The organism is Roseateles sp. GW823-FHT07B05 (assembly GCF_058794515.1).
Genome location: NZ_JBXAGX010000001.1, coordinates 874120 through 896644, shown reverse-complemented (window position 1 = coordinate 896644; position 22525 = coordinate 874120). Strand labels below are relative to the sequence as shown.

Annotated in this window: 15 protein-coding genes; 10 read left to right on the top strand and 5 right to left on the bottom strand. The window is 70.9% G+C overall.

The window, feature by feature from the left end; all coding sequences use genetic code 11:
• Nucleotides 1-26 precede the first annotated feature (26 nt).
• The 3 genes from AC1Q7O_RS03710 to AC1Q7O_RS03700 all read left to right on the top strand — a co-directional run bounded on the left by AC1Q7O_RS03710 (nucleotide 27) and on the right by AC1Q7O_RS03700 (nucleotide 3652).
• Nucleotides 27-2276 carry a patatin-like phospholipase family protein gene (locus tag AC1Q7O_RS03710; RefSeq protein ID WP_492659120.1) on the top strand — a complete coding sequence of 750 codons (2250 nt, stop codon included), beginning with the start codon at nucleotides 27-29 and terminating at the stop codon, nucleotides 2274-2276.
• A gap of 60 nt (nucleotides 2277-2336) precedes the next feature.
• Complete coding sequence (locus AC1Q7O_RS03705; protein WP_492659119.1) at nucleotides 2337-3188, top strand: hypothetical protein; 852 nt, start codon at nucleotides 2337-2339, stop codon at nucleotides 3186-3188.
• 83 nt (nucleotides 3189-3271) lie between these two features.
• The gene (locus AC1Q7O_RS03700; RefSeq protein WP_492659118.1) at nucleotides 3272-3652 is read left to right on the top strand and encodes a hypothetical protein; all 381 of its coding nucleotides are present in this window, start codon (nucleotides 3272-3274) and stop codon (nucleotides 3650-3652) included.
• Here AC1Q7O_RS03700 and ispD read toward each other — a convergent pair.
• Entirely contained in the window at nucleotides 3622-4344 is a 723-nt protein-coding gene (ispD, locus tag AC1Q7O_RS03695) for a 2-C-methyl-D-erythritol 4-phosphate cytidylyltransferase (protein ID WP_492659117.1), read from the bottom strand. The genes AC1Q7O_RS03700 and ispD overlap by 31 nt on opposite strands.
• A 118-nt stretch (nucleotides 4345-4462) precedes the next feature.
• Between ispD and AC1Q7O_RS03690 the strand changes: the two genes are divergently transcribed.
• The 6 genes from AC1Q7O_RS03690 to AC1Q7O_RS03665 all read left to right on the top strand — a co-directional run bounded on the left by AC1Q7O_RS03690 (nucleotide 4463) and on the right by AC1Q7O_RS03665 (nucleotide 12261).
• On the top strand, nucleotides 4463-5500 hold the full coding sequence (locus AC1Q7O_RS03690) for an RNA methyltransferase (protein ID WP_492659116.1): 1038 nt from the start codon (nucleotides 4463-4465) through the stop codon (nucleotides 5498-5500).
• Nucleotides 5501-5606: 106 nt separating this feature from the next.
• Nucleotides 5607-6206, top strand: a complete 600-nt coding sequence (locus AC1Q7O_RS03685) for a chalcone isomerase family protein (RefSeq protein ID WP_492659115.1) — start codon at nucleotides 5607-5609, stop codon at nucleotides 6204-6206.
• 34 nt (nucleotides 6207-6240) lie between these two features.
• A complete protein-coding gene (locus tag AC1Q7O_RS03680; RefSeq protein ID WP_492659114.1) occupies nucleotides 6241-6573 on the top strand; it encodes a hypothetical protein in 333 nt (110 codons plus the stop codon).
• Nucleotides 6574-6678: 105 nt separating this feature from the next.
• Nucleotides 6679-7890, top strand: coding sequence for a TolC family protein (locus tag AC1Q7O_RS03675; RefSeq protein WP_492659113.1), 1212 nt, complete (start codon nucleotides 6679-6681; stop codon nucleotides 7888-7890).
• Nucleotides 7891-7892: 2 nt separating this feature from the next.
• A complete protein-coding gene (locus AC1Q7O_RS03670; protein ID WP_492659112.1) occupies nucleotides 7893-9131 on the top strand; it encodes an efflux RND transporter periplasmic adaptor subunit in 1239 nt (412 codons plus the stop codon).
• Nucleotides 9132-9141: 10 nt separating this feature from the next.
• Nucleotides 9142-12261, top strand: coding sequence for an efflux RND transporter permease subunit (locus tag AC1Q7O_RS03665; RefSeq protein ID WP_492659111.1), 3120 nt, complete (start codon nucleotides 9142-9144; stop codon nucleotides 12259-12261).
• Here the strand turns inward: AC1Q7O_RS03665 and AC1Q7O_RS03660 are convergent.
• From AC1Q7O_RS03660 to AC1Q7O_RS03645, 4 genes are all read right to left on the bottom strand, one after another.
• Nucleotides 12258-13619 (bottom strand): sigma-54-dependent transcriptional regulator, encoded by a 1362-nt coding sequence (locus tag AC1Q7O_RS03660; RefSeq protein WP_492659110.1) that lies wholly within the window; start codon nucleotides 13617-13619, stop codon nucleotides 12258-12260. The two genes, AC1Q7O_RS03665 and AC1Q7O_RS03660, sit on opposite strands and share 4 nt — an antisense overlap.
• An 11-nt stretch (nucleotides 13620-13630) precedes the next feature.
• Nucleotides 13631-15454, bottom strand: coding sequence for a sensor histidine kinase (locus AC1Q7O_RS03655; RefSeq protein WP_492659109.1), 1824 nt, complete (start codon nucleotides 15452-15454; stop codon nucleotides 13631-13633).
• A 148-nt stretch (nucleotides 15455-15602) separates the two neighbouring features.
• Complete coding sequence (locus AC1Q7O_RS03650; RefSeq protein WP_492659108.1) at nucleotides 15603-16934, bottom strand: MFS transporter; 1332 nt, start codon at nucleotides 16932-16934, stop codon at nucleotides 15603-15605.
• A 176-nt stretch (nucleotides 16935-17110) separates the two neighbouring features.
• Nucleotides 17111-18889, bottom strand: coding sequence for a DUF885 domain-containing protein (locus AC1Q7O_RS03645; protein ID WP_492659107.1), 1779 nt, complete (start codon nucleotides 18887-18889; stop codon nucleotides 17111-17113).
• A 128-nt stretch (nucleotides 18890-19017) separates the two neighbouring features.
• Between AC1Q7O_RS03645 and mfd the strand changes: the two genes are divergently transcribed.
• Entirely contained in the window at nucleotides 19018-22494 is a 3477-nt protein-coding gene (mfd, locus tag AC1Q7O_RS03640; RefSeq protein ID WP_492659106.1) for a transcription-repair coupling factor, read from the top strand.
• The last annotated feature ends 31 nt before the right edge of the window (nucleotides 22495-22525 follow it).

The window sequence follows — 22525 nt, the reverse complement described above, 5'->3', positions numbered from 1 at the left end:
ATGGCCGCCTGCTATGGTGCGGCGCCATGCGCCGACCCCTGCTCCGCATCTCCCTCCCTTCACCGCTCGCCCTGCTGGCGCTGCTGGCCTGCACCAGCGCCTGGGCCCAGACACCCGCGCCCGCCGCACCGCCAGCCGCCGCTGCTGCCACTGCCAGGCCCCGGATAGGCCTCGTGCTGTCGGGCGGCGGCGCGCGCGGCCTGGCCCACATCGGCGTGCTGCGCGTGCTGGAGGAGCTGCAGGTGCCGGTGGACCTCATCGTCGGCACCAGCATGGGCGCCGTCGTCGGCGGCGCCTATGCGTCGGGCCGCAGCGTGGACGAGCTGGAGGCGCTGGTGAAGAGCGCCAACTGGGGCGCCATCCTGGCCGACCGCCCGGCACGCGAGCGCCTGGCCATCCGCCGCCGCGAGGACGACGAGCGCCTGCCCTCGCGCATCGAGTTCGGCGTCAGCCTGGCCAAGGGCGCGCAGCTGCCCGCCGGGGCCGCCGGCAACGGCCAACTGGAGGCCACGCTGTCGTCGCTGCTGCCCGCCACACGCATGGACGACCCGCTGCGCCGCCTGCCCATCCCGTTCCGCGCGGTGGCCACCGACCTGCTGTCCGGCGCCATGCTGGACCAGGCCGACACGCCGCTGTTCGAGGCGCTGCGTGCGTCGATGGCCGTGCCCGGCGTGTTCTCGCCGCTGCGCGTGAACGGCCGCCCGCTGGTGGACGGCGGCCTGGTGCGCAACCTGCCCATCGACCTGGCACGCCAGCTGGGCGCCGACATCGTCATCGCCGTCAACGTCGGCACGCCGCTGCTGGAGGAACGCGAGATCACCAGCGCCGTCATGGTGGCCAACCAGATGCTGCAGATCCTGACCGAGCAGAACGTGCAGCGCTCGCTGCAAGAGCTGCGGCCGCAGGACATCGTCATCGACCCCGACCTGGGCGGCATGGGGTTCATGGATTTCTCGCGCGCGGACGAGGCCCTGGCCACTGGGCGGCGCGCCGCGCTGGCCGCGGGCGAGCGGCTGGCCACGCTGGCCGCGCCCGCCGCGCAGGCCGCGCTGCAGGCCCGCCGCCTGGGCGTGCCCGAGTCGGCGCTGCCGCCGCTGCCGCTGGGCGACATCAAAATCAGCGGCACCCGCCGCACCAACGCCGAGGCGCTGCGTGCCGAGCTCGCGCTGCAGCCCGGCGACACGGTGGGCCGTGCGGAGCTGGCGCGCGCCGTGGAGCGACTGGACGGCACCGGCGACCTGGAGCGCATCGAGACCGAGATCGAGGACCGCGACGGCCGGCGCAACATCGAGTTCAAGGTCACCGAGGCCGACTGGGCCGCCAGCCGCTTGCGCCTGGGGCTGGAGCTGTACAGCGACTTCGCCGACGCGAGCAGCTACTCGCTGGTGGCCATGCACGTGGCCAACTGGCTGAACCGCTGGGGCGCCGAGCTGCGCAGCGTGGCGCGCATCGGCACCACGCGCGGCCTCAACACCGAGTTCTACCAGCCGCTGGGCCCGGGCTCGCGCTGGTTCGCCAGTGCCAAGCTGGCCTACGAGGCTGGCGCCAACGACGTGTTCTACCAGGGCCAGCGCGCGCTGCGGCTGTCCAGCAGCCTGACCAGCGCGCAGCTGGAGCTGGGCCACCGCGTGGCCGGCCTGGGCGACGTGCGTTTCGGGCTGGGCCGGCTGCGCGCCAGCGACGAGGTCGTGCTGCCCATCATCACCGGCGGGCGGGCGTCCAAGAGCTACAGCCAGCAATACCTGGAGCTGCACACCGACACGCTGGACTCGCTGGCCTTCCCCAGCCGCGGCCAGTGGACGACGGCGCGCATCGAATGGCTGCGGCCGCGCGGCGAAGGGCATGTCATCAACGCCTCGCTGCTGGGCCTGACGGCCTTCCGCCTCGGCGAGTGGGCCGGCCAGCTGTATGGCGAGTTCGCGCACGCCGAGCGCGGCCAGGCGCGCTCGCTGGGCGGCTACCTGCGACTGTCGGGCACGCCGGACGGCTCGCTGCTGGGCGAGAACATGGTGCTGGCCCGCGTCGTCATGGCGCGGCGCATCGGTGAGATGCCGGTGGGCCTGGGCGGCGCGGTGCGCGTGGGCTTCTCGCTGGAGACCGGCGCGGTCGGCGCCGGCACCGGGCTCAAGCTCTCCAACCTGCCACGCGACGGCTGGCAACAGGCCGTCAGCGGCTTCCTCAGCGTGGACACGCGCTTCGGGCCGTTCTTCCTGGCACTGGGCTCGACACGCGGCGGGCAGACGTCGGCTTATCTGCTGCTGGGGCCGACGTGGTAATTCGCACCCCGCCCCTGAGCTGCGACACTCAAACATCTGGCGGCCTAGAACGGAGCTGACATGTCAGGGTTTCGGTCTGCATCGCCTCTTGGCGGCATCACTCAATTGCTCGTGGACAGTGGCACGCTGGCCCGCACGGCATCCCTGCCGCCAGGCCCCGACGCCATCGCGAATCAATTGCGGAACTGGCTGCGGCAGGAGGCCCGACGAGCTGTGACCCGGTCGCTTCCCATCGCGGTGGACATCGCATGCGAAGTTATCCGCCAGGAACTGCGCAAACTGGGAAACGACCTTGAAGCGCAACTGGCGCTAATTGCCCGGCTCCCGGAGGACCTGCGCAATCGGGTGGCCTATGAGTTCTTTGCCTCGTTCTTCCATCACTACCTACCGAAGAAGCTGGTCCGCCACTACGTGTACGGGCGCGGCGCGACGCTAACGCTGACCAAGCAGGAAATGGTGGATTGCAACCCATACATCACCTTGCTGCGTTCTTCTGCGTTCAGGGCCCTGCTGAGCAGCTCCGTGGCCAGCGGTTCAGGCAGCAACTTCAAGCAGGGCGTGCTGGCGGGCGCACTCACCAACGGCTCGCTGGGCCAGTTCACCGCCATCGTCGAGGGCCACCTCACGGTGCTGCCCGACGGCAGCTGGACGGCAAGCGGCAAGATGAGCTTCTACGACGAGTGGGACTTTGACCCCAAGGATTTCTCAACCGGCGGACGCAGCTTTCAGGGCGAGGTGAAAACGCGCTTTGCTCACTACACGCTGCCGGGCCAGGGGTTCAAGATACAAAGCGAGAAGGTCGAGTTTTCCCAAGATCAGGATTCGACCTCCGTGCAGTGGGTGGGGGGCGCTCCCAAAGCGGTGCCAGACCGACTGGCGAGCATGGACGCGCAACTCGGCAACGCCGAATGATGATGCGTCGACGGGGTGTCGGGCTGGCCCTTGTTGCCTTTGCATCGACAGCTGCAGCCATCCTCTACACAAAGAGGCCTCACATGTTCTTCGAACGATCTTCGACCCAGCAACTGGCGCAACTGATGGGCGCAACCGGCGCATTACTCATCAAGTCGGCTCGTGTAACCGCGTGGCAACCTGACCCCGATCACCAACCCGCCGGCTACTACCTGGTAGGCGCGGGCGATGAGGCGGAATGGCAACGGCTGAATGAGTCTATGGGGCTGAGCACTGGCGCGAATGGCCCGCGCGGCCCTGGTATCTGGCGCCTGCCGCCCGGCCTTGAGATGCCGGATTGGGCGGCAAGCGATTTGCCTGCCGAGCCGGCACACCAATCCCACGGTACGGTGGGCACGGCCGCCGTCTGGCTGCGCTGGCATGGCAACACGATCTACGCCGTGGTCATGCCCTCAGCACCGTGACGTGAAAGCAAGGCCTCGGCGAGCGAAAAGTCTTCCGGCCACGTGACCTTGAAGTTGGCCATCGACGCGCGCACCAATCTGGGGGCCAAACCCAGAGCCTCGATTGCGCTAGCCTCATCTGTCGCAACAGCGCCCATGGCCCGGAGCGCCTGCTCCACCGGGCCGAGCCGGAACATCTGCGGCGTCTGCGCCGCCCACTTGTCGCGGCGATCTACGGTAGACGTGACGCGACCGTCGACATCGCCCGCCTTCAACGTATCGGCGATGGGCTGCGCCAGCAATCCGCCAACGGCGTCAGGCAGGCACGCATCGATCAGCGCATTCACCCATTCTGGCCTCAGCAAGCAGCGCGCGGCGTCGTGCACCAGCACCCATTCGTTGTCCTGAACGCCGCGGCGACGCAGCTCGGACAGTCCGCCAAGCACACTCTCAGCGCGGCTGGCGCCGCCGACGCGGGCAGCCCAGCCCGCGTGCCCCGGCACTGCCGTCTCGAAGAGATCGTCGGCCGGTGATAGCACCACCAGTGTCTGCTCGATGCGCGGCACAGCAGCCAGTGCGGCCAGCGTGTGCGCCAGCATGGGCCTACCGGCAATCTCGACGTATTGCTTAGGCATGCCGGCGCCGGAGCGCTCGCCGACGCCGGCAGCAGGCACCAGGGCATAGCAGCGCACGCTACGAAAGTCTGTAGTCATTCGCGGAATTAGAGCAGCAGGTAGGCAACGCGCTGCTGCGACTTGCGGGCACGCATAGGGGCCGTCGAAGCATCGATTCCGATGCGGCGGCGCGGCTGCAGGGACAATCCAAGATTCCATGCTGATCTCCGACCTCCGCCAGCGCCTGCGCGCGCTGGGCGCCAACCCCACCCATGAAAGCCGCGTGCTGCGCCACTGGGTGCAGAACCTGCCGCTGGACGCCGGCAAGCAGCCGCTGCAGGGCTGGCTGCCCAAGGCCGTCATGGAGACGCTGCCGGGCCTGTTCGCCGAGCTGGACGGGCTGCTGGCCGTGAAGAGCGAGCATGCCGGCGGCGACGGTGTGTCGGCGCGGCTGCTGCTGGGCCTGCATGACGGCCAGACGGTGGAGACCGTGCTGCTGCCACGCGATGGCGTCTGCGTGTCCAGCCAGGTGGGCTGCGCGGTGGGCTGCCGGTTCTGCATGACCGGCGTGGACGGCTTGATCCGCCAGGTCGGCAGCGCCGAGATCGTCGCGCAGGTGGTGCTGGCGCGGCGCCGCAACCCGCGGCTGAAGAAGGTCGTCTTCATGGGCATGGGCGAGCCCGCGCACAACCTCGCCAGCGTGCTGGACGCGATCACGCTGCTGGGCCGCGAGGGCGGCTTCGGGCACAAGCAGCTGGTGTTCTCGACGGTGGGCGACGAGCGCGCCTTCGCCGCGCTGAACGAGGCCGACGTGAAGCCGGCGCTGGCGCTGTCGCTGCACACGACGGATGCGACCAAGCGCGCCGACCTGCTGCCGCGCGCGCCGCGCCTCACGCCCGAAGAACTCGTCGACGCGGCCGACGCCTATGCCCGCGCCAGCGGCTACCCCATCCAGTACCAGTGGACGCTGCTGGACGGCGTCAACGACGGGCCGGAAGAACTGGACGGCATCGTGCGGCTGCTCAAGGGCCGCTACGGGCTGCTGAACATGATCCCGTTCAACAGCAACGAGGGCCTGCCCTTCCAGCGCCCCAGCTGGGAGCGCGCGCGCGCCATCGCGGCCGAGCTGTCGGCGCGCGGCGTGCTGACCAAGCTGCGCGACTCCGCCGGCCAGGATGTGGAAGGCGGTTGCGGCCAGCTGCGCGCCCGCGAGGCCAAGGGCCGGCCCGCGCGCGTCGTGAGGATTCACGCCTGACGCAGGGAACAGCCACCACAAAAGGTAACTCCCGGCCGCGGCCGTGCACGCAGAATCCGTCCGGCCGCATCGGCGCGACGACGACAAGACATCCATCGGAGGAGACATGACCCAGCTTCAGGCCCTGGCCACCCACGCCCGCACCGCCGCCCTGATCGCCGGCACGGTGCTGTGCCTGCAGGCCACCGCCGCGCCCACCACCAGCAAGTTCGACGCCACCACGCAGCTGGGCGGCAGCACGCTGCAGCTCAACGGCAAGGGCACGCGCGTGCGCCTGGTGTTCAAGGCCTACGACATGGGCCTGTACACGACGAAGCGCGTCACGACAGCCGCCGACCTGTTCGCGCTGGCGGGCCCCAAGCGGCTGCAGTTCACCGCGCTGCGCGAGCTGCCCGGCACGGAGCTGGGGCGCCTGTTCCTGCGCGGCATCAGCGACAACACGCCCAGCCAGCAGCTCACGCGCCACACGCTGGCGACGACGCGCCTCATCGAGATCTTCTCCGGCAAGCCCAAGCTGATGCCGGGCGACACCTTCACGATGGACTTCGTGCCGGGCAAGGGCACGCAGTTCTACATCCAGGGCCAGCCGCAGGGCGAGCCGGTGGGCGACGACGAGTTCTTCACCTTCGTGCTGCGCATCTGGTTCGGCAGCTCGCCGGCCGACGCCAACCTGCGCGACGCGCTGCTGGAAGGCCCCACCAGCTGATTGCCGCGCGGCGGCTCTCCTAGAATCCGCCGCCATGCGCCGCTGGTTCCTCGCCCTCCTCGCCCTGCTCGTGACAGCCCAGCTGTCGTGGGCCGGTGCGGCGCTGTGCTGCGTGGACGAGCTGGCCAGCCAGAACGCCGCGGTGCTGAGCGGCGAGGCGGCGCACGCGACGGCATCAACCGACGCCCATCCGGTCTGCGACACCGCCGGCCATTGCCACTGCCACCACACCGGCTGCGCCACGCCGCTGGCCGACGCAGGCCGCCTGACGGGGTCCCAGCAGCCCGCACCCGCGCCGGCGCAGGTGCTGCGGCCAAAGTCCCACATCCCGCCGGGGCTGGAACGCCCCAACTGGCTGCGCGCCTGAGTCGGCGCGCCGCTTCCCTCCCCTTTTCCCGTTGTTGAAGCGAGGCACCCGCCGGGTGCCTGACGCGCCGAACCGCCTGCCGTTGTTCCATCACCGGAGAGTTCGATGCGATTCCTTCTTCCAGCGCTGCTGTTCGCGCTGGCCCCCGGCGTCTGCGACGCCATCACGCTGGCCGAGGCGCAAGCCCTGGCCCTGACCCAAAACCCCGACCTGGCACATGCGCGGCTGGAGCTGCAGGCGCTGCAAGGCGCTGAAGCGCAGGCCGGCGCCCGCCCCAACCCCGAGCTGGGCGTGCTGCTGGAGGACACCCGCGCCGCCACGCGCACGACGACCGTGCAGCTGAGCCAGGCCATCGAGCTGGGCGGCAAGCGCGCCGCGCGCCAGGCCGCCGCCGCTCAGGCCCGCGAGCAGGCGGCCGTGGCGCTGGCCGCCCGGCAGGCCGATGTGCGCGCGGCCGTGGCCACGGCCTTCTTCGAGCTGCTGGGCGCCGAGGCGCAACGGCAGCTGGCCGAGGCCGGCGTCAAGCTGGCGCAGGACGCCGCGGGCGCCGCCGACGAGCGCCTGCAGGCAGGCAAGGTGCCGCCGCTGGAGGTGGCCAAGGCCCGCGTCGCCGAGGCGCAGGCCCGTGCCGAGCTGGCCCAGGCCCTCAGCGAAGGCCAGCTGGCCCGCGCGCGGCTGGCCGCGCTGTGGGGCCAGGGCCCGCAGGCCGTCACCCATGCCGAGGGCGATGCGGGCTCCCTGCCCGCCCAGCCGTCCGAGGCACAGCTGGCCGCCTGGCTGGCCGATGCGCCGGCGCTGCAGATCGCGCGGCTGGACATCGCGCGCCGCCAGGCACTGACCGACGGCGAGCGCGCCCGGCGCACGCCCGACGTCACGGTCACCGTCGGCGCCAAGCGCGACGCCGAGCTGGGCCGCACGCAGGCCGTCATCGGCTTCTCGCTGCCGCTGCCGCTGGCCGACCGCAACCAGGGCAGCCTGCTGGAGGCCCTGCGCCGCGAAGACCAGGCCCGCGAGGCGTTGACCGCCACCTCGCTGAAGCTGCAGGCCGACGTGGCCGCCGCCGCCGAGCGGCTGCGCGCCAGCCGCGAGCAGGCGCGGCTGCTGGCCGACGACGCGCTGCCCGTCGCGCAGACCGCCTACGACACCGCGCTGAAGGGCTACGAGCTGGGCAAGTTCGCCTTCCTGGACGTGCTGGACGCGCAGCGCAGCCTGGTCCAGCTGCGCCGCCAGCAACTGCAACACACCGCCGACGCCCACCGCGCCGCCGCCGACCTGGCGCGCCTGCTGGGCCGCGCCCCCCAAGACAGCAAGGATTGATGATGAACACGAAGAACAAGCTGGCCATCGCCGCCGTGCTGGCCCTCGGGCTGCTCGCCGGGGCGGCCATCCTGCGCGGCGGCACGCCCGGCGCGGGCGGCCATGACCATGACCACGCCGAGACGGCCAAGGAAGATCACGACCACGACCACGATCACGACAAGCCCCAGCCCGCCGCCTCCGCGCCGGCCGCGCACGCTGAAGCCCAGCAGCGCGCTGGCATCACCGACGAGCAGCTGCGCCACAACGGCATCCAGCTCGCCACGGCGGGCCCGGCGCGCATCGCCGGCACGCTGGCGCTGCTGGGCGAGGTGAAGCTGAACCAGGACCGCAGCGTCGTCGTCACGCCGCGGCTGGCAGGCGTCGTGCAGGCCGTGCGCGTGAGCGCCGGCGACCGCGTGCAGCGCGGCCAGGTGCTGGCCGTCATCACCAGCCCGACGCTGGCCGACCAGCGCGCCGAGGCGCTGGCGTCCGAGAAGCGCCTGGCGCTGGCCCGCCAGACGCACGAGCGCGAGAAGAAGCTGTGGGAGGACAAGATCTCCGCACAGCAGGACTACCTGGCCGCGCGCCAGGCGCTGCAGGAGGCCGAGATCACCGCCGAACGCGAGCGCCAGAAGCTCGCGGCACTGGGTGCCTCCACAAGCACCGGCACGCAAGGGCTGGCGCAGCTGGAAATCCGCGCGCCCATCGCCGGCGTCATCGTCGACCGCAGGATCAGCGTCGGCGAGGCGGTCAAGGAGGACGCCGCCGTGTTCCAGCTGGCCGACCTGTCCAGCGTGTGGGTGGAGCTGATCGTGCCCGCGCAAGACCTGGCACGTTTGCAGACCGGTGCCACCGCACGCGTGAAGGCCGCGGCGGTCGACGCGGAAGGCGAAGGCCGGCTCAGCTATGTCGGCGCGCTGGTGGGCGAGCAGAGCCGCAGCGCCACGGCGCGGCTGGTGCTGCCCAACCCCCAGGGCGTCTGGCGGCCGGGGCTGCCGGTCAACGTGACGCTGAGCCACGGCGAGGCGGACGTGGCGGTGGCCGTGAGTGCCGACGCGGTGCAGACGCTGGAGGGCCGCGCCGTCGTGTTCGCGCGGCGTGGCCAGCAGTTCGACGCGCTGCCGGTGCAGACCGGGCGCGCCGACAGCCGGCATGTCGAGATCGTGAGCGGCCTCGCGGCCGGCGAGCGCTACGCAGCGAAGAACAGCTTCCTCGTGAAGGCCGAGCTCGGCAAGTCCGAGGCCTCGCACGAGCACTGAGGAACCCATCATGTTCGAAAGACTCATCCGCTTCGCCATCGCGCAGCGCTGGGGCGTGCTGCTGGCCGTGCTGGGCATGGCCCTGGCCGGCGTGGCCGCCTACCAGCGCCTGCCCATCGACGCCGTGCCCGACATCACCAACGTGCAGGTGCAGATCAACACCGAGGCGCCGGGCTACTCGCCGCTGGAGGCCGAGCAGCGCGTCACCGTCGCCATCGAGACGGCCATGGCCGGCCTGCCGCGGCTGCAGGAGACGCGCTCACTGTCACGCTACGGGCTGTCGCAGGTCACCGTCGTGTTCAGGGACGGCACCGACATCTACTTCGCCCGCCAGCTGGTGGCCGAGCGTGTGCAGCAGGCCCGGGCCGCGCTGCCCGCGGGGCTGACACCCACGCTGGGGCCCATCTCCACGGGCCTGGGCGAGATCACCATGTGGACCGTGGAGGCCAAGCCCGGCGCGCTCAAGCCCGACGGCACGCCCTACACGCCGACGGACCTGCGCGAGATCCAGGACTGGATCGTCAAGCCGCAGCTGCGCACGGTGCCGGGCGTGACGGAGATCAACACCATCGGCGGCTTTGCCCGCGAGTACCAGGTGGCGCCCTGGCCCGACCGACTGGCCGCCCGCGGCCTCACGCTGGCCGACGTGGTCACGGCGCTGGAGCGCAACAACGCCAACGTCGGCGCCGGCTACATCGAGCGGCGCGGCGAGCAGGTGCTGATCCGCGCGCCGGGCCAGGTGAAGACGCTGGACGACATCGCCGACATCGTCGTCACGACCGCGCAGGGCGTGCCGGTGCGCGTGCGCGACGTGGCCGAGGTGGACTTCGGCCAGGAGCTGCGCACCGGTGCTGCCACCGAGAACGGCCGCGAGGTGGTGCTGGGCACGGTGTTCATGCTGATGGGCGAGAACAGCCGCGAGGTGTCGCTGGCCGTGGGCCAGCGGCTGGACGAGATCAACCGCAGCCTGCCCGCGGGCGTCATCGCGCAGACGGTCTACGACCGCACGACGCTGATCGACAAGGCCATCCGCACCGTGCGCACCAACCTGCTGGAAGGCGCGCTGCTGGTCATCGCGGTGCTGTTCGCGTTCCTGGGCAACCTGCGCGCGGCGGTGCTGACGGCGGCGGTCATCCCGCTGTCCATGCTGTTCACGTTCAGCGGCATGGTGGCGGGCAAGGTCAGCGCCAACCTGATGAGCCTGGGTGCTCTGGACTTCGGCCTCATCGTCGACGGCGCCGTCGTCATCGTCGAGAACTGCCTGCGCCGGCTGGGGCATGCGCAGGCCACGGCCGGCCGGCTGCTGACCCGCGACGAGCGCTTTGCCGAGGTGTTCGCCGCGGCCCGCGAGGCGCGCCGGCCGCTGCTGTACGGCCAGCTCATCATCATGGTGGTGTACCTGCCGATCTTTGCGCTCGCCGGCGTGGAGGGCAAGATGTTCCACCCGATGGCCTACACGGTGGTCATCGCACTGCTGGGGGCGCTGCTGCTGTCCGTCACCTTCGTGCCGGCCGCGGTGGCGCTGCTGGTGACCGGCCCGGTCGAGGAGAAGGACAACCGGCTGATGGCCTGGGCGCGGCGCGGCTACACGCCACTGCTGGGCTGGACGCTGGCCCACCCCGCGCTGGTGCTGACGGCGGCCGGCGTCGCCGTGGCCCTGAGCGCGCTGATGGCCACGCGCATGGGCAGCGAGTTCGTGCCCAGCCTGGACGAGGGCGACATCACGCTGCACGCGATGCGCATCCCCGGCACGTCGCTGACGCAGGCCGTGGGCATGCAGCAGGAGCTGGAGCGCACGCTGCTGGAAGCACCCGAGGTGGCGCGCGTGTTCTCCAAGCTGGGCACGGCCGAGATCGCCAGCGACCCGATGCCGCCCAACGTGGCCGACACCTACGTGATGCTCAAGCCCCGCAGCGAATGGCCCGAGCCCCGGCTGCCCACGGCCGAGCTGGTGGAGCGGCTGCAGGCGCTGGCCGCGAAGCTGCCGGGCAACAACTACGAGTTCACGCAGCCCATCCAGATGCGCTTCAACGAGCTGATCTCGGGCGTGCGCAGCGACGTGGCGGTCAAGGTGTTCGGCGACGACATGGCCGTCATGGAGGCCACCGCCGCGCAGATCGCGCAGGCGCTGCAGGGCGTGGCCGGTGCGCAGGACGTGAAGGTGGAGCAGACCACCGGCCTGCCGGTGCTGACCGTGGACATCGCGCGGGACCGCATTGCGCGGCTGGGCCTGAGCCTGGCCGACGTGCAGGACACCGTGGCCACGGCCATCGCGGGCCGCGAGGCCGGCGCGGTGTTCCAGGGCGACCGGCGCTTCGACCTGCTGGTGCGGCTGCCGGACAGCCTCCGCGGCGACCTGGACGCGCTGAAGCGGCTGCCCATCAGGCTACCGTCCGGCGGCCATGTGCAGCTGGGCGAAGTGGCGACGTTCGACCTGCAGCCCGGCGCCAACCAGGTCAGCCGAGAGAACGGCAAGCGTCGCGTCGTCGTGACGGCCAATGTGCGCGGCCGCGACGTCGGCAGCTTCGTCGCCGAGGCGCAGGCGCTGCTGGCCCAGCGCGTGAAGGTGCCCACGGGCTACTGGACGCAGTGGGGCGGCAGCTTCGAGCAGCTGCAGTCGGCCACCGCGCGGCTGCAGCTGGTCGTGCCGCTGGCGCTGGCCCTGGTGGCGCTGCTGCTGTTCGCGATGTTCGGCAACGTGCGCGACGGCCTGCTGGTGTTCACCGGCGTGCCGTTCGCGCTGACGGGCGGCATCGTGGCGCTGTGGCTGCGCGACATCCCGCTGTCCATCTCGGCCGGCGTGGGCTTCATCGCGCTGTCGGGCGTGGCGGTGCTGAACGGGCTGGTCATGCTGAGCTTCATCCGCGCGCTGCGCGACGAGGGCCGGCCGCTGGCCGAGGCCGTGCACGAAGGCGCCATCTCCCGGCTGCGGCCGGTGCTGATGACGGCGCTGGTGGCGTCGCTGGGCTTCGTGCCGATGGCGCTGGCCACCGGCACCGGCGCCGAGGTGCAGCGGCCGCTGGCCACCGTCGTCATCGGCGGCATCCTGTCGTCGACGGCGCTGACGCTGCTGGTGCTGCCGCTGCTGTACCGCTGGGCGCATCGCGGCCGCGATGCGGCCGCCGCCTAGCCGCGGTACGCGTCGACGTCCAGGCCCAGCCGCCGGATGCGGTCGTGCAGCGTCTTGCGGGCCAGGCCCAGGCGCTCGCCGGCCCTGGCGATGTTGCCGCCGCTTTCCCGCAGCGCCTGGATGACCCACTGCCGCTCCACGGCAGCCAGCGCTTCATCCAGCGGCGCCTGCGGCAATGCCGCGGGTGCCGTGCCCTGGGCCGGCAGTGCCGGCGGGGGTGACTCACTAACGAGGCCCAGCACCCAGCGCTCGGCGAAGTTGCGCAGCTCGCGCACGTTGCCGGGCCAGTCGCGCGCGGCCCAGGCCGCGAGCTGCGCCGCGGTCCACGCCGGCACGGGGCGTTGCAGGCGCTCGGCGGCCTGGGCGCAGAAGTGGCCCAGCAGCAGCGGGATGTCCTCGCGGCGCTGGCGCAGCGGCGGCAGCGCGATGCTGGCCACGTCGAGGCGGTAGAACAGGTCCTCGCGGAAGCGCCCTTCCCCGGCCAGCGCCAGCAGGTCCACCTTGGTCGCCGCGACGACGCGGCAGGCCAGCGGCACCGCCGTGTTCGCGCCCAGCCGCTCGACGCTGCGCTCCTGCAGCACACGCAGCATCTTGACCTGCAGCGCCAGCGGCATGGACTCGATCTCGTCGAGGAACACCGTGCCGTCGCCGGCGAACTCCAGCTTGCCGATGCGGCGCTTGTTGGCGCCCGTGTAGGCGCCGGCCTCGGCGCCGAAGATCTCGGACTCGAACACGGTCTCGGGCAGCGCGCCGCAGTTGATCGCGACGAAGGCGCCGCGCGCGCCGCTGGCCGCGTGCAACGCGCGGGCCACCACTTCCTTGCCGGCGCCGGTCTCGCCGTGGATGAGCACATCCACCCGCGCCGGGCCGAGCGTGTGGATCAGCGTGCGCACCTGCTCCATCGCGGCGCTGGCACCCAGCAGACCGTCGGCCGGGCCGCCACCGAGCTGCGCCTTGAGCCGCCGGTTCTCCAGCACGAGGCGGCGCTGCGCCAGCGCGCGGCGCACGACCTCGACGAGGTGTTCGGCGGAGAACGGCTTCTCGATGAAGTCCCAGGCCCCGTCGCGCATCGCCTCCACGGCCATGCCGATGTCGCCGTGGCCGGTGACGAGGATGACCGGCAGCTCGGGGTCCTGCTCGCGCAGCTGATGCAGCAGTTGCAGCCCGCTGGCGCCGGGCAGCTGCACGTCGCAGACGACGACGCCGGCGAAGCCCGGCTTCAGCCACGCACGCGCCGCCTCGGCGGACTCGACGCCCTGCGTCGACAGGCCGGCCAGTTTCAGGCTCTGCGTGGTGGCGAGCAGCACATGCCGGTCGTCTTCGACGAGCAGCACATCGGTGGGGTCGGTCCAGGCCATCGCTGGGATTGTCAGGCGAGCGGCAGGCGCAGCGTGAACTGCGCGCCACCGCCCTCGGGTTCGGGCCGGTTGCCGCCCTGCAGCGAGCCACCCAGCGCGTTGGCGATGGACGCCGAGATGGACAGCCCCAGGCCCAGCCCGTCGCCACGACGCTTGGTGGTGAAGAACGGCTCGAACAGGCGAGCCAGCACGTCGTCGCTGAGGCCGGGGCCGCTGTCGGTGACGCACAGCAGCGCCTGGCCGGTTGACGCCTGCACGTCGGCCTGCAGCGTGACGGTGCCGCCGCCCTGCTCGGCGCAGGCGTCGATGCCGTTGCGCAGCAGGTTCACGAGCACCTGCTCGATGCGCACCTGCTGGCCCAGCACCGCCAGGCCGTCGGGCACGGGCGGGCAGGCGATCGTCACGCGCCGGCGCCGCGCCTCGGCGCTGACCAGCGCCACCGCCGCCTCGAAGGCCGCGGCCACCGGCACCGGCTGCACGCGCAGCTCGTCGCGCCGGGCAAAGCCCTTGAGCTGCGCGACGATGGCGGCGATGCGCTGCGTCAGCTGATCGATGGCTTCGAGGTTGCCCTCGGCATCGGCCTGCATGCCGCGTTCGAGGAACACGCGGGCGTTGTCGTTCAGCGCGCGCAGCGCGGCCAGCGGCTGGTTGATCTCGTGCGTGATGCTCGCGGCCATCTGGCCCAGCACGGCGAGCTTGCCGGCCTGCACGAGCTCGTCCTGCGTCGCGCGCAACGTGCGTTCGGTGCGGTTCAGCTCGTCGACGCGCGCCTGCAGCTCGCGCGTGCGCTCCTTGATGCGCGTCTCCAGGCTGTCGTAGGCCGCGCGCAGCTCGCCCTGCGCGGCCAGGCGCTCGCGCGCGCGGCGGCGGCGCAGCTGCAGGTAGGCCAGCCCCAGCAGCAGCGACACCCAGCCCAGCGCGGCCGCCCAGGCGCGGCCGGTGGCGATCTGCTCGGCGCCGCGGATCTCGGTGAAGGACAGCAGCGTCCAGCCGCGGCCGTCGACGGGCTGTTCAGTGACGAGGGCGCGCAGCTTCGCGCTCGCCGTGGCGATGCGCTCCACGCGCAGCGCCGTCGACACGCGCGACGGCTCACGCGACAGCGGCGCCAGCGGCAGGTCGCCGTACTGCTGCGTGTCGCGCAGCTCGGCGCGCACGGCCGCGCTCAGCGGCTGCAGCGTGCGGTACTGCCACTCCGGCCGGCTGGCCAGGAAGACCACGCCCCGCGCATCGGCCAGCATCAGCTCGCCGGCGCTGCGCGCCCAGTTGGCGCCCATCTCGTCCAGCGACACCTTCAGCACCAGCACGCCGGCATGCGCACCGCCGAGGCGGTGGGCGATGAAGTAGCCCGGCGTGCCGGTGGTGGAGCCGCGGGCGTAGAAGTGGCCGCTGCCACGCGCCATCGCGTCGCGGAAGTACGGCCGGTAGGCGTAGTTCTGGCCGACGAAGGTCTGGGGGTCGCGCCAGTTGCTGGAAGCCAGCGTCAGGCCGCGCGCATCGATGAGGAAGATGGCCGCTGCGGCGGCATCGCGCGCCACGTCTGCCAGCAGCGCGTTGACCTCGGCCACGCGCCCGTTCGACGCGGGATCGGCCAGCAGGCCGGCCAGCGCCGGGTGGCGGGCCAGCACCTGCGGCAGCGCCTCGTACTTGTCCAGCGCACCGGTCAGCTCATGGGCGACGAAACGCAGATGGCGCTGGGCGTCGCCCTGCGTCTGCGCGAGTGCCAGGTCCAGCGACACCCGCCACGCGGCGTAGGCAACCGCCGCGCCGCCCAGCGCCACCGCCAGCAGCAGCGCGAGGCTGCGTTGCCAGCGGGGAGGCTTCGGTTTTTCGTGCATGGACTATGTATTCGGGCCGAGCGCCGGGCCGCTCCCAAGCCGGCCCGCCTGGCGATGTGCTTGCGGCTCGATGCCGCAAGCATCGCCGCCCCCTCGGGGGGCCGACCAGACTTGCGCGCGTTCAGCGACGCAAGACTGGGCGGGGGGCTCAAGCTTCCTCATCGATCCTCGAATGCCGACGCGTGTCACGCATCAGCAGGTAGACGATCAAGGAGCAGGCGATCACCGCGGTAGCGTACCAATAGAAGCCGCTCTCCAGGCCCTGCTGCTTGAACCACAGTGCCACGTACTCGGCGCTGCCGCCGAACACCGACACCGCGATCGCGTACGGCACGCCCACGCCGGTGGCGCGGATGGAGGCCGGGAACAGCTCGGCCTTCACGACCGCGTTGATGGACGTGTAGCCGCTGACGATGAGCCAGGCGCAGGCGATGAGGCCGAAGGCTTCCCACGGGCCCTGGGCGTGGCGGATGGCCGTCAGCAGCGGCACCGTGAACAGCGTGCCCAGGATGGCGAAGCCCAGCAGCAGCGGCTTGCGGCCGATGCGGTCCGACAGCGCGCCGTACAGCGGCTGCAGCAGCGCCGCGAACACGAGGCTGCCCGCCGACACGGCCGTGGTCTGCGCGTCCGTCAGGCCCACCGACAGCTTCAGGAACTTCTGCATGTAGGTCGTGTAGACGTAGAAGGCCAGCGTGCCGCCCATCGTCAGGCCGATGACGATGAGGCATTCGCGCGGGTGCTGCATCAGCAGCTTGAAGCCGCCCATGCGGTCCTTGCTGCGCTGCTTCTCGGCCTGGAAGGCCTGCGTCTCGGGCAGGTCGGAGCGCATGATCAGCGCAACGATGGCCAGGCCCGCGCCGATGAAGAACGGGATGCGCCAGCCCCAGGCCTTCAGCTCGGCCGTGTCCAGCACGAAGTTCTGCAGCACCAGCAGCACCACCAGCGCCGCCAGCTGGCCGCCGATCAGCGTGACGTACTGGAAGCTGGCATAGAAGCCGCGGTGCTTGGACGTGGCCATCTCGGAGAGGTAGGTCGCGCTCGACCCGTACTCACCGCCCAGGCTCAGGCCCTGCAGCAGACGCGCCATCAGCAGGATGGCCGGCGCCCAGACGCCCACCGACGCGTAGGTGGGCGCGCAGGCGATCAGCAGCGAGCCAGCGCACATCAGCAGCACCGACAGCATCAGCGCCAGACGGCGGCCATGGCGGTCGCCGATGTAGCCGAACAGCAGGCCGCCGATGGGTCGCACGAAGAAGCCCAACGCGAAGATGGCCGCGGTGGACATGGACTGCGCCACCGGGTCGCTGCTGGGGAAGAACGCCGACGAGAAGTACAGCGAGAAGGCGGCGTAGCAGTAGAAGTCGTACCACTCGACGAGGTTGCCGATGGAGCCGACGAAGATGGCCTTGACGCGCTTGAAGTCGATGGCGTCGGACGCCGCGGCGGGCCGGGCCGTGCTCGTTGGAAAGGTCGCTGACATGGGGCGGTCTCCTGGGTTGTGTGCCCCAGGATGAGCAGCTTGCGTGCCAGCGTGGTGCAGCGCGCCGCCCCAGGGCAGGGACGCTGCCACCGCCGCCCAAGCGGCGGATTCCCGCCGAATCTCCGTCGCCAGCGCCCGCCAGGGGCGGAAACCCGCCGCCCGCGGGAGGCGCGAGGTCAGCCCGCCTTGCGCTGCGCCACCCAGCCCTGCACCAGCTCGCGCAACACCGGCAGCGGCACCTGGCCCGCGGTCAGCACGACGCGGTGGAAGCCCTTCACGTCGAACTTCGCGCCCAGCGCCTTCTCGGCCTCGGCGCGCAGCTTCGTGATCTCCAGCTGGCCGATCTTGTAGCCCAGCGCCTGGCCGGGCCAGACGATGTAGCGCTCGACCTCGGAGACGACGTCGCTCTCGGCCATGGACGAGTTGTCCAGCATGTACTGGATGGCCCGCTCACGGCTCCAGCCCTTGTGGTGCAGGCCGGTGTCCACCACCAGCCGCATCGCGCGCAGCTGTTCGTCCGACAGGCGGCCGTACCACTGGTAGGGGTCGGTGAACAGGCCCAGCTCCTTGCCCAGGCTCTCGGCGTACAGCGCCCAGCCTTCGACGTAAGCCGTGTAGTGACTGCCGAAGCGGCGGAACGCGGGCAGTTCCTTGTCCTCCTGCGCGATGGCGATCTGGAAATGGTGGCCCGGCGACGCCTCGTGCAGCGACAGCGTCTCCATGCCGAAGATGGGCTGGGCCTTCAGGTTGAAGGTGTTCACGTAGAACACGCCGGGGCGCGAGCCATCGGCCGACGGCTCCTGGTAAGACGCGCCAGCCGCGCTCTCGGCGCGGAAGGCCTCCACCTCGCGCACCTCGTAGTCGGCCTTGGGATGGATGTCGAAAAGCTTGGGCGTCAGGCCGTTGATCTTCTTCTGCAGGTCGCGGTAGCCGGCCAGCAGGTCCTCAGGTCTAGTGAAGTAGTACTTCGGGTCGTCGTTGAGGTGCTTGAAGAAGGCCTTCAGGTCCCCCTGGAAGCCGACCTGCCGGCGCACGCCTTCCATCTCGCCCAGGATGCGGGCGACTTCCTTCAGCCCGATGGCATGGATCTCGTCGGGCGACAGCGCCACCGTCGTGGACTGGCGCACCCGATGCGCGTACCAGGCCTTGCCGTTGGGCAGCGCCGACCACGCCGTGCTGGCGCGGGCCTTGGGTGCGTACTCGTCGCGCACGAAGGCCAGCAGCCGGCCGTAGGCGGGCAGCACCTGCGTGGCCAGCAACTGGCGCATGGCGGCGGTGATGCGCTCGCGGTCGGCGGCGGGCACGGTGTCGGGGAAGTCCTTGATCGGGCCCCAGAACAGGCTCTTCTCGGGGGCGGCCACGGCCAGCGAGGTCAGCTGCGGCAGCACCTTGTCCATGACGGCCTTGGGCTGCGTGACGCCGGCCTTCAGGCCGTCGCGCATGTTGGCGATGAGGCCGTCGAACTGCGGCGCGGCCTTGGCCAGCCGGGCCAGCCAGTCGTCGTAGTCCTTCACCGTCTTGAACGGCTGGATGGACTGGCCCGTGCCCATCTGCGCGAGGAAGCTGGGCAGGCCGCCGATCTGGCTGATGGGCTGCATCCACTCCGGGAAGCGCTCGCCGGCCAGCTCCTGCGCCAGGTCCAGCTTCAGCATGCTGTAGGAGACGCGGTCCTTGGGGTCCAGCCTGGCCTTGTTGAAGCCGGCCAGTGCCTTCAGCCGCTGCTGCAGTTCACGCCGGGCCTGAGCCCGGTAGGCGGCGGTGGTGGTGTCGGGCAGTTCCGCGTTGTAGCGCGGGTCGCCCAGCGACGTGGCCAGCAAGGGCTGGCGCTGCAGCGTCAGCTCCCAGTCGGCCTGCAGCCACTCGTGGAAGCGCTGGCTTTCGAGAGACGCGGCAAAGGCGGGAAGGCTGAGGGCGAGGCTGGTGGCCAGCAGGCTCAGGGCGTGACGACGGCGCATGAGATCTCCGGGTGGGAAGGCCGCCATGCTGCCATGCCGCTGTCATCAATCCAAAAGGCAGGGGGCGGCAAGCCTCCCTAAAATCCCGGCAAGCCCCGCTCCGGGGCTGTTGTCGTTTGTAGACCGCCATGACGCTGCCCTCGCTGCCGGCCATCCAGCCCGGCAAGAAGTTCACCCACCCCCGCCCCCTCGGCTCCGCCGACGCCCTGCTGCTCGCGCGCTTCGTGCAGCAGCAGCGCGACGCCGGCCGCCTGGCCGCCATCTTCACCGCCGAGCCGGGCGACACGCAGCGGCTGGAGGACGAGCTGAAGTTCTTCGCGCCCGAGCTGAAGGTGGCCGTGTTCCCCGACTGGGAGACGCTGCCCTACGACAGCTTCAGCCCGCACCAGGACCTGATCTCCGAGCGGCTGGCGACGCTGTGGGAATTGATCCAGTCGCAGAAGACCCGCAGCATCGACGTGGTGCTGATGCCGGCGAGCACGGCGCTGGCGCGCCTGGCGCCGCCCAGCTTCCTGGCCGGCACGACGTTCAACTTCAAGCAGAAGCAGCGCCTGGACGAGGCCTCGCTGCGCTCGCAGCTGACGCTGGCCGGCTACACCAACGTCAGCCAGGTCGTGCAGCCCGGCGAATACGCGGTGCGCGGCGGCCTCATCGACCTGTTTCCGATGGGCTCCAACGTGCCCTACCGCGTGGACCTGTTCGGCGACGAGGTGGACTCCATCCGCGTGTTCGACCCCGACAGCCAGCGCAGCCTCTACCCCGTGCCGGCCGTGCGGCTGCTGCCGGGCCACGAGTTCCCGATGGACGAGGCGGCGCGCAAGGCCTTCCGCAACCGCTGGCGCGAGAAGATGGACGGCGACCCGACCAAGTCGCGCATCTACCGCGACATCGGCGAAGGCGTGGCCTCGGGCGGCATCGAGTACTACCTGCCCATCTTCTTCGAACAGACGGCCACCGTCTTCGACTACCTGGGTGACACGGCCGGCCTGGCGCTGCACGGCGAGGTCGACGAGGCCATCCAGCGCTTCTGGACCGACACCAAGGAGCGCCACCGCTTCCTGCAGCACGACCCCGAGCGGCCGCTGTTGGCCCCTGGCGAGATCTTCCTGACCGCCGAGGACTTCTTCGGCCTGACCAAGCCGCACGCGGTGCTGTCGGTGCGCGGCGCCGAGCCCGTCGACTTCGCGCGGCCGCTGCCCGACGTCAGCGTCGAGCGCGGCACGCAGGAGCCGATGGCGCGGCTGGAAGCCCACCTGAAGAGCACGCCGCACCGCGTGCTGCTGGTGGCCGAAAGCGAAGGCCGGCGCGAGAGCCTGCTGGAGCAGTTGCGCGACCACAAGATCGACCCGCCGTCGGTGAAGGACCTGGCCGAGTTCTGGGCCCCGGACCATGTCGGTGAGAAATACGCGATCACCGCGGCGCCGCTGGCCAGCGGCTTCTTCTGGGTGGATCCGGAACAGCCCGTCCAGCTCATCACTGAGACCGAGCTGTTCGCGACGACGCCCACCACGCGCCGGCGCCGCAAGCAGGAGCAGGTCAGCGACGTCAACGCGCTGATCAAGGACCTGTCCGAGCTGAAGGTGGGCGACCCGGTCGTGCACATCAACCACGGCATCGGCCGCTACCAGGGCCTGGTCAACATCGACCTGGGCGACGGGCAGAAGAGCGAGTTCCTGCACCTGGAGTACGCCGACAAGGCCACGCTGTACGTGCCGGTGGCGCAGCTGCACCTGATCGGCCGCTACACCGGCGTGTCCCCCGAGGAAGCGCCGCTGCACAAGCTGGGCTCCGGCCAGTGGGAAAAGGCCAAGCGCAAGGCCGCCGAGCAGGTGCGCGACACGGCTGCCGAGCTGCTGAACCTCTACGCACGCCGTGCCGCCCGCGAAGGCCACGCCTTCCGCTACTCGGGCCATGACTACGAGGCCTTCGCCGCGAGCTTCGGCTTCGAGGAAACGCCCGACCAGCGCGCGGCCATCCACGCGGTCATCCAGGACATGATTTCGCCCAAGCCGATGGACCGCCTGGTCTGCGGCGACGTGGGCTTCGGCAAGACCGAGGTGGCGCTGCGTGCGGCCTTCGTGGCCGTGATGGGCGGCAAGCAGGTCGCCATCCTGGCGCCGACGACGCTGCTGGCCGAGCAGCACTACCAGAACATCGCCGACCGCTTCGGCGCCTGGCCGGTGAAGGTGGCGGAGATGAGCCGCTTCCGCTCGGCCAAGGAGATCAAGGCGGCGATGGAAGGCATCGCCGACGGCTCCATCGACATCGTCGTGGGCACGCACAAGCTGCTGTCCGCCGAGGTCAAGTTCAACCGGCTGGGGCTGCTGGTCATCGACGAGGAACACCGCTTCGGCGTGCGCCACAAGGAGGCGATGAAGGCCATGCGCGCCGAGGTCGACGTGCTGACGCTGACGGCCACGCCCATCCCGCGGACGCTGGGCATGGCGCTGGAAGGCCTGCGCGACCTGTCGGTCATCGCCACCGCGCCGCAGCGCCGCCTGGCCATCAAGACCTTCGTACGCGCCGAGAGCAGCGGCACCATCCGCGAGGCCGTGCTGCGCGAGTTGAAGCGCGGCGGCCAGGTCTACTTCCTGCACAACGAGGTCGAGACCATCGAGAACCGGCGCCAGAAGCTGGAGGAACTGCTGCCGGAGGCGCGCATCGTCGTCGCCCACGGCCAGATGCCCGAACGCGAGCTGGAGCGCGTCATGCGCGAGTTCGTCGCCGGCAAGCACAACCTGCTGCTGTGCTCCACCATCATCGAGACCGGCATCGACGTGCCGAGCGCCAACACCATCATCATTGCCCGCGCCGACAAGTTCGGTCTGGCGCAGCTGCACCAGCTGCGCGGCCGCGTCGGCCGCAGCCATCACCAGGCCTACGCCTACCTGATGGTGCCGGACCTGCAGGGCCTGACCAAGCAGGCCACGCAGCGGCTGGACGCCATCCAGGCCATGGAGGAACTGGGCTCAGGCTTCTACCTTGCCATGCACGACCTGGAGATCCGCGGCGCCGGCGAGGTGCTGGGCGACAACCAGAGCGGCAACATGATGGAAGTGGGCTTCCAGCTCTACAACGACATGCTCAGCGAGGCCGTGCGCGCGCTGAAGTCAGGTCGCGAGCCCGACCTGCTCTCGCCCACCGGCGCGTTCTCCACCAACACCGAGATCAACCTGCACGCGCCGGCGCTGCTGCCCGACGCCTACTGCGGCGACGTGCAGGTGCGGCTCTCGCTCTACAAGCGCCTGGCCACGGCCGAGAAGCCGGAGCAGATCGACGCGATGCTGGAGGAGATCACCGACCGCTTCGGCAAGCTGCCCACGCAGGGCCAGACGCTGTTCGACCTGCACCGCCTGCGCGTGCTGGCCAAGCCCTACGGCGTCATCAAGGTGGACGCCGCGCCGGGGCTGATCAACCTCAACTTCCGCCCCAATCCGCCCATCGACCCGATGCGCGTCATCGAGCTGGTGCAGAAGAACCGCAACATCAAGCTGGTGGGCAACGAGAAGCTGCGCATCGAGAAGCAGCTGTCCAGCCCGCAGGACCGCGCGCAGGCGGTGCGCGAGGTGCTGAGGCTGCTGGGCCAGCCGGTGAAGGCAAGCTAGGGACTGCGGCGGCCGTATCGGCTGCCTAGAC

Bases quoted from the DNA above. Each gene is read 5' to 3' on its own strand.
- AC1Q7O_RS03655 (WP_492659109.1), bottom strand. From the start codon at position 15,454: ATGCACGAAAAACCGAAGCCTCCCCGCTGGCAACGCAGCCTCGCGCTG.
- AC1Q7O_RS03690 (WP_492659116.1), top strand. From the start codon at position 4,463: ATGCTGATCTCCGACCTCCGCCAGCGCCTGCGCGCGCTGGGCGCCAAC.
- AC1Q7O_RS03680 (WP_492659114.1), top strand. From the start codon at position 6,241: ATGCGCCGCTGGTTCCTCGCCCTCCTCGCCCTGCTCGTGACAGCCCAG.
- AC1Q7O_RS03685 (WP_492659115.1), top strand. From the start codon at position 5,607: ATGACCCAGCTTCAGGCCCTGGCCACCCACGCCCGCACCGCCGCCCTG.
- AC1Q7O_RS03675 (WP_492659113.1), top strand. From the start codon at position 6,679: ATGCGATTCCTTCTTCCAGCGCTGCTGTTCGCGCTGGCCCCCGGCGTC.
- AC1Q7O_RS03710 (WP_492659120.1), top strand. From the start codon at position 27: ATGCGCCGACCCCTGCTCCGCATCTCCCTCCCTTCACCGCTCGCCCTG.
- AC1Q7O_RS03660 (WP_492659110.1), bottom strand. From the start codon at position 13,619: ATGGCCTGGACCGACCCCACCGATGTGCTGCTCGTCGAAGACGACCGG.
- AC1Q7O_RS03705 (WP_492659119.1), top strand. From the start codon at position 2,337: ATGTCAGGGTTTCGGTCTGCATCGCCTCTTGGCGGCATCACTCAATTG.
- AC1Q7O_RS03670 (WP_492659112.1), top strand. From the start codon at position 7,893: ATGAACACGAAGAACAAGCTGGCCATCGCCGCCGTGCTGGCCCTCGGG.
- AC1Q7O_RS03665 (WP_492659111.1), top strand. From the start codon at position 9,142: ATGTTCGAAAGACTCATCCGCTTCGCCATCGCGCAGCGCTGGGGCGTG.
- AC1Q7O_RS03645 (WP_492659107.1), bottom strand. From the start codon at position 18,889: ATGCGCCGTCGTCACGCCCTGAGCCTGCTGGCCACCAGCCTCGCCCTC.
- ispD (WP_492659117.1), bottom strand. From the start codon at position 4,344: ATGACTACAGACTTTCGTAGCGTGCGCTGCTATGCCCTGGTGCCTGCT.
- AC1Q7O_RS03650 (WP_492659108.1), bottom strand. From the start codon at position 16,934: ATGTCAGCGACCTTTCCAACGAGCACGGCCCGGCCCGCCGCGGCGTCC.
- AC1Q7O_RS03700 (WP_492659118.1), top strand. From the start codon at position 3,272: ATGTTCTTCGAACGATCTTCGACCCAGCAACTGGCGCAACTGATGGGC.
- mfd (WP_492659106.1), top strand. From the start codon at position 19,018: ATGACGCTGCCCTCGCTGCCGGCCATCCAGCCCGGCAAGAAGTTCACC.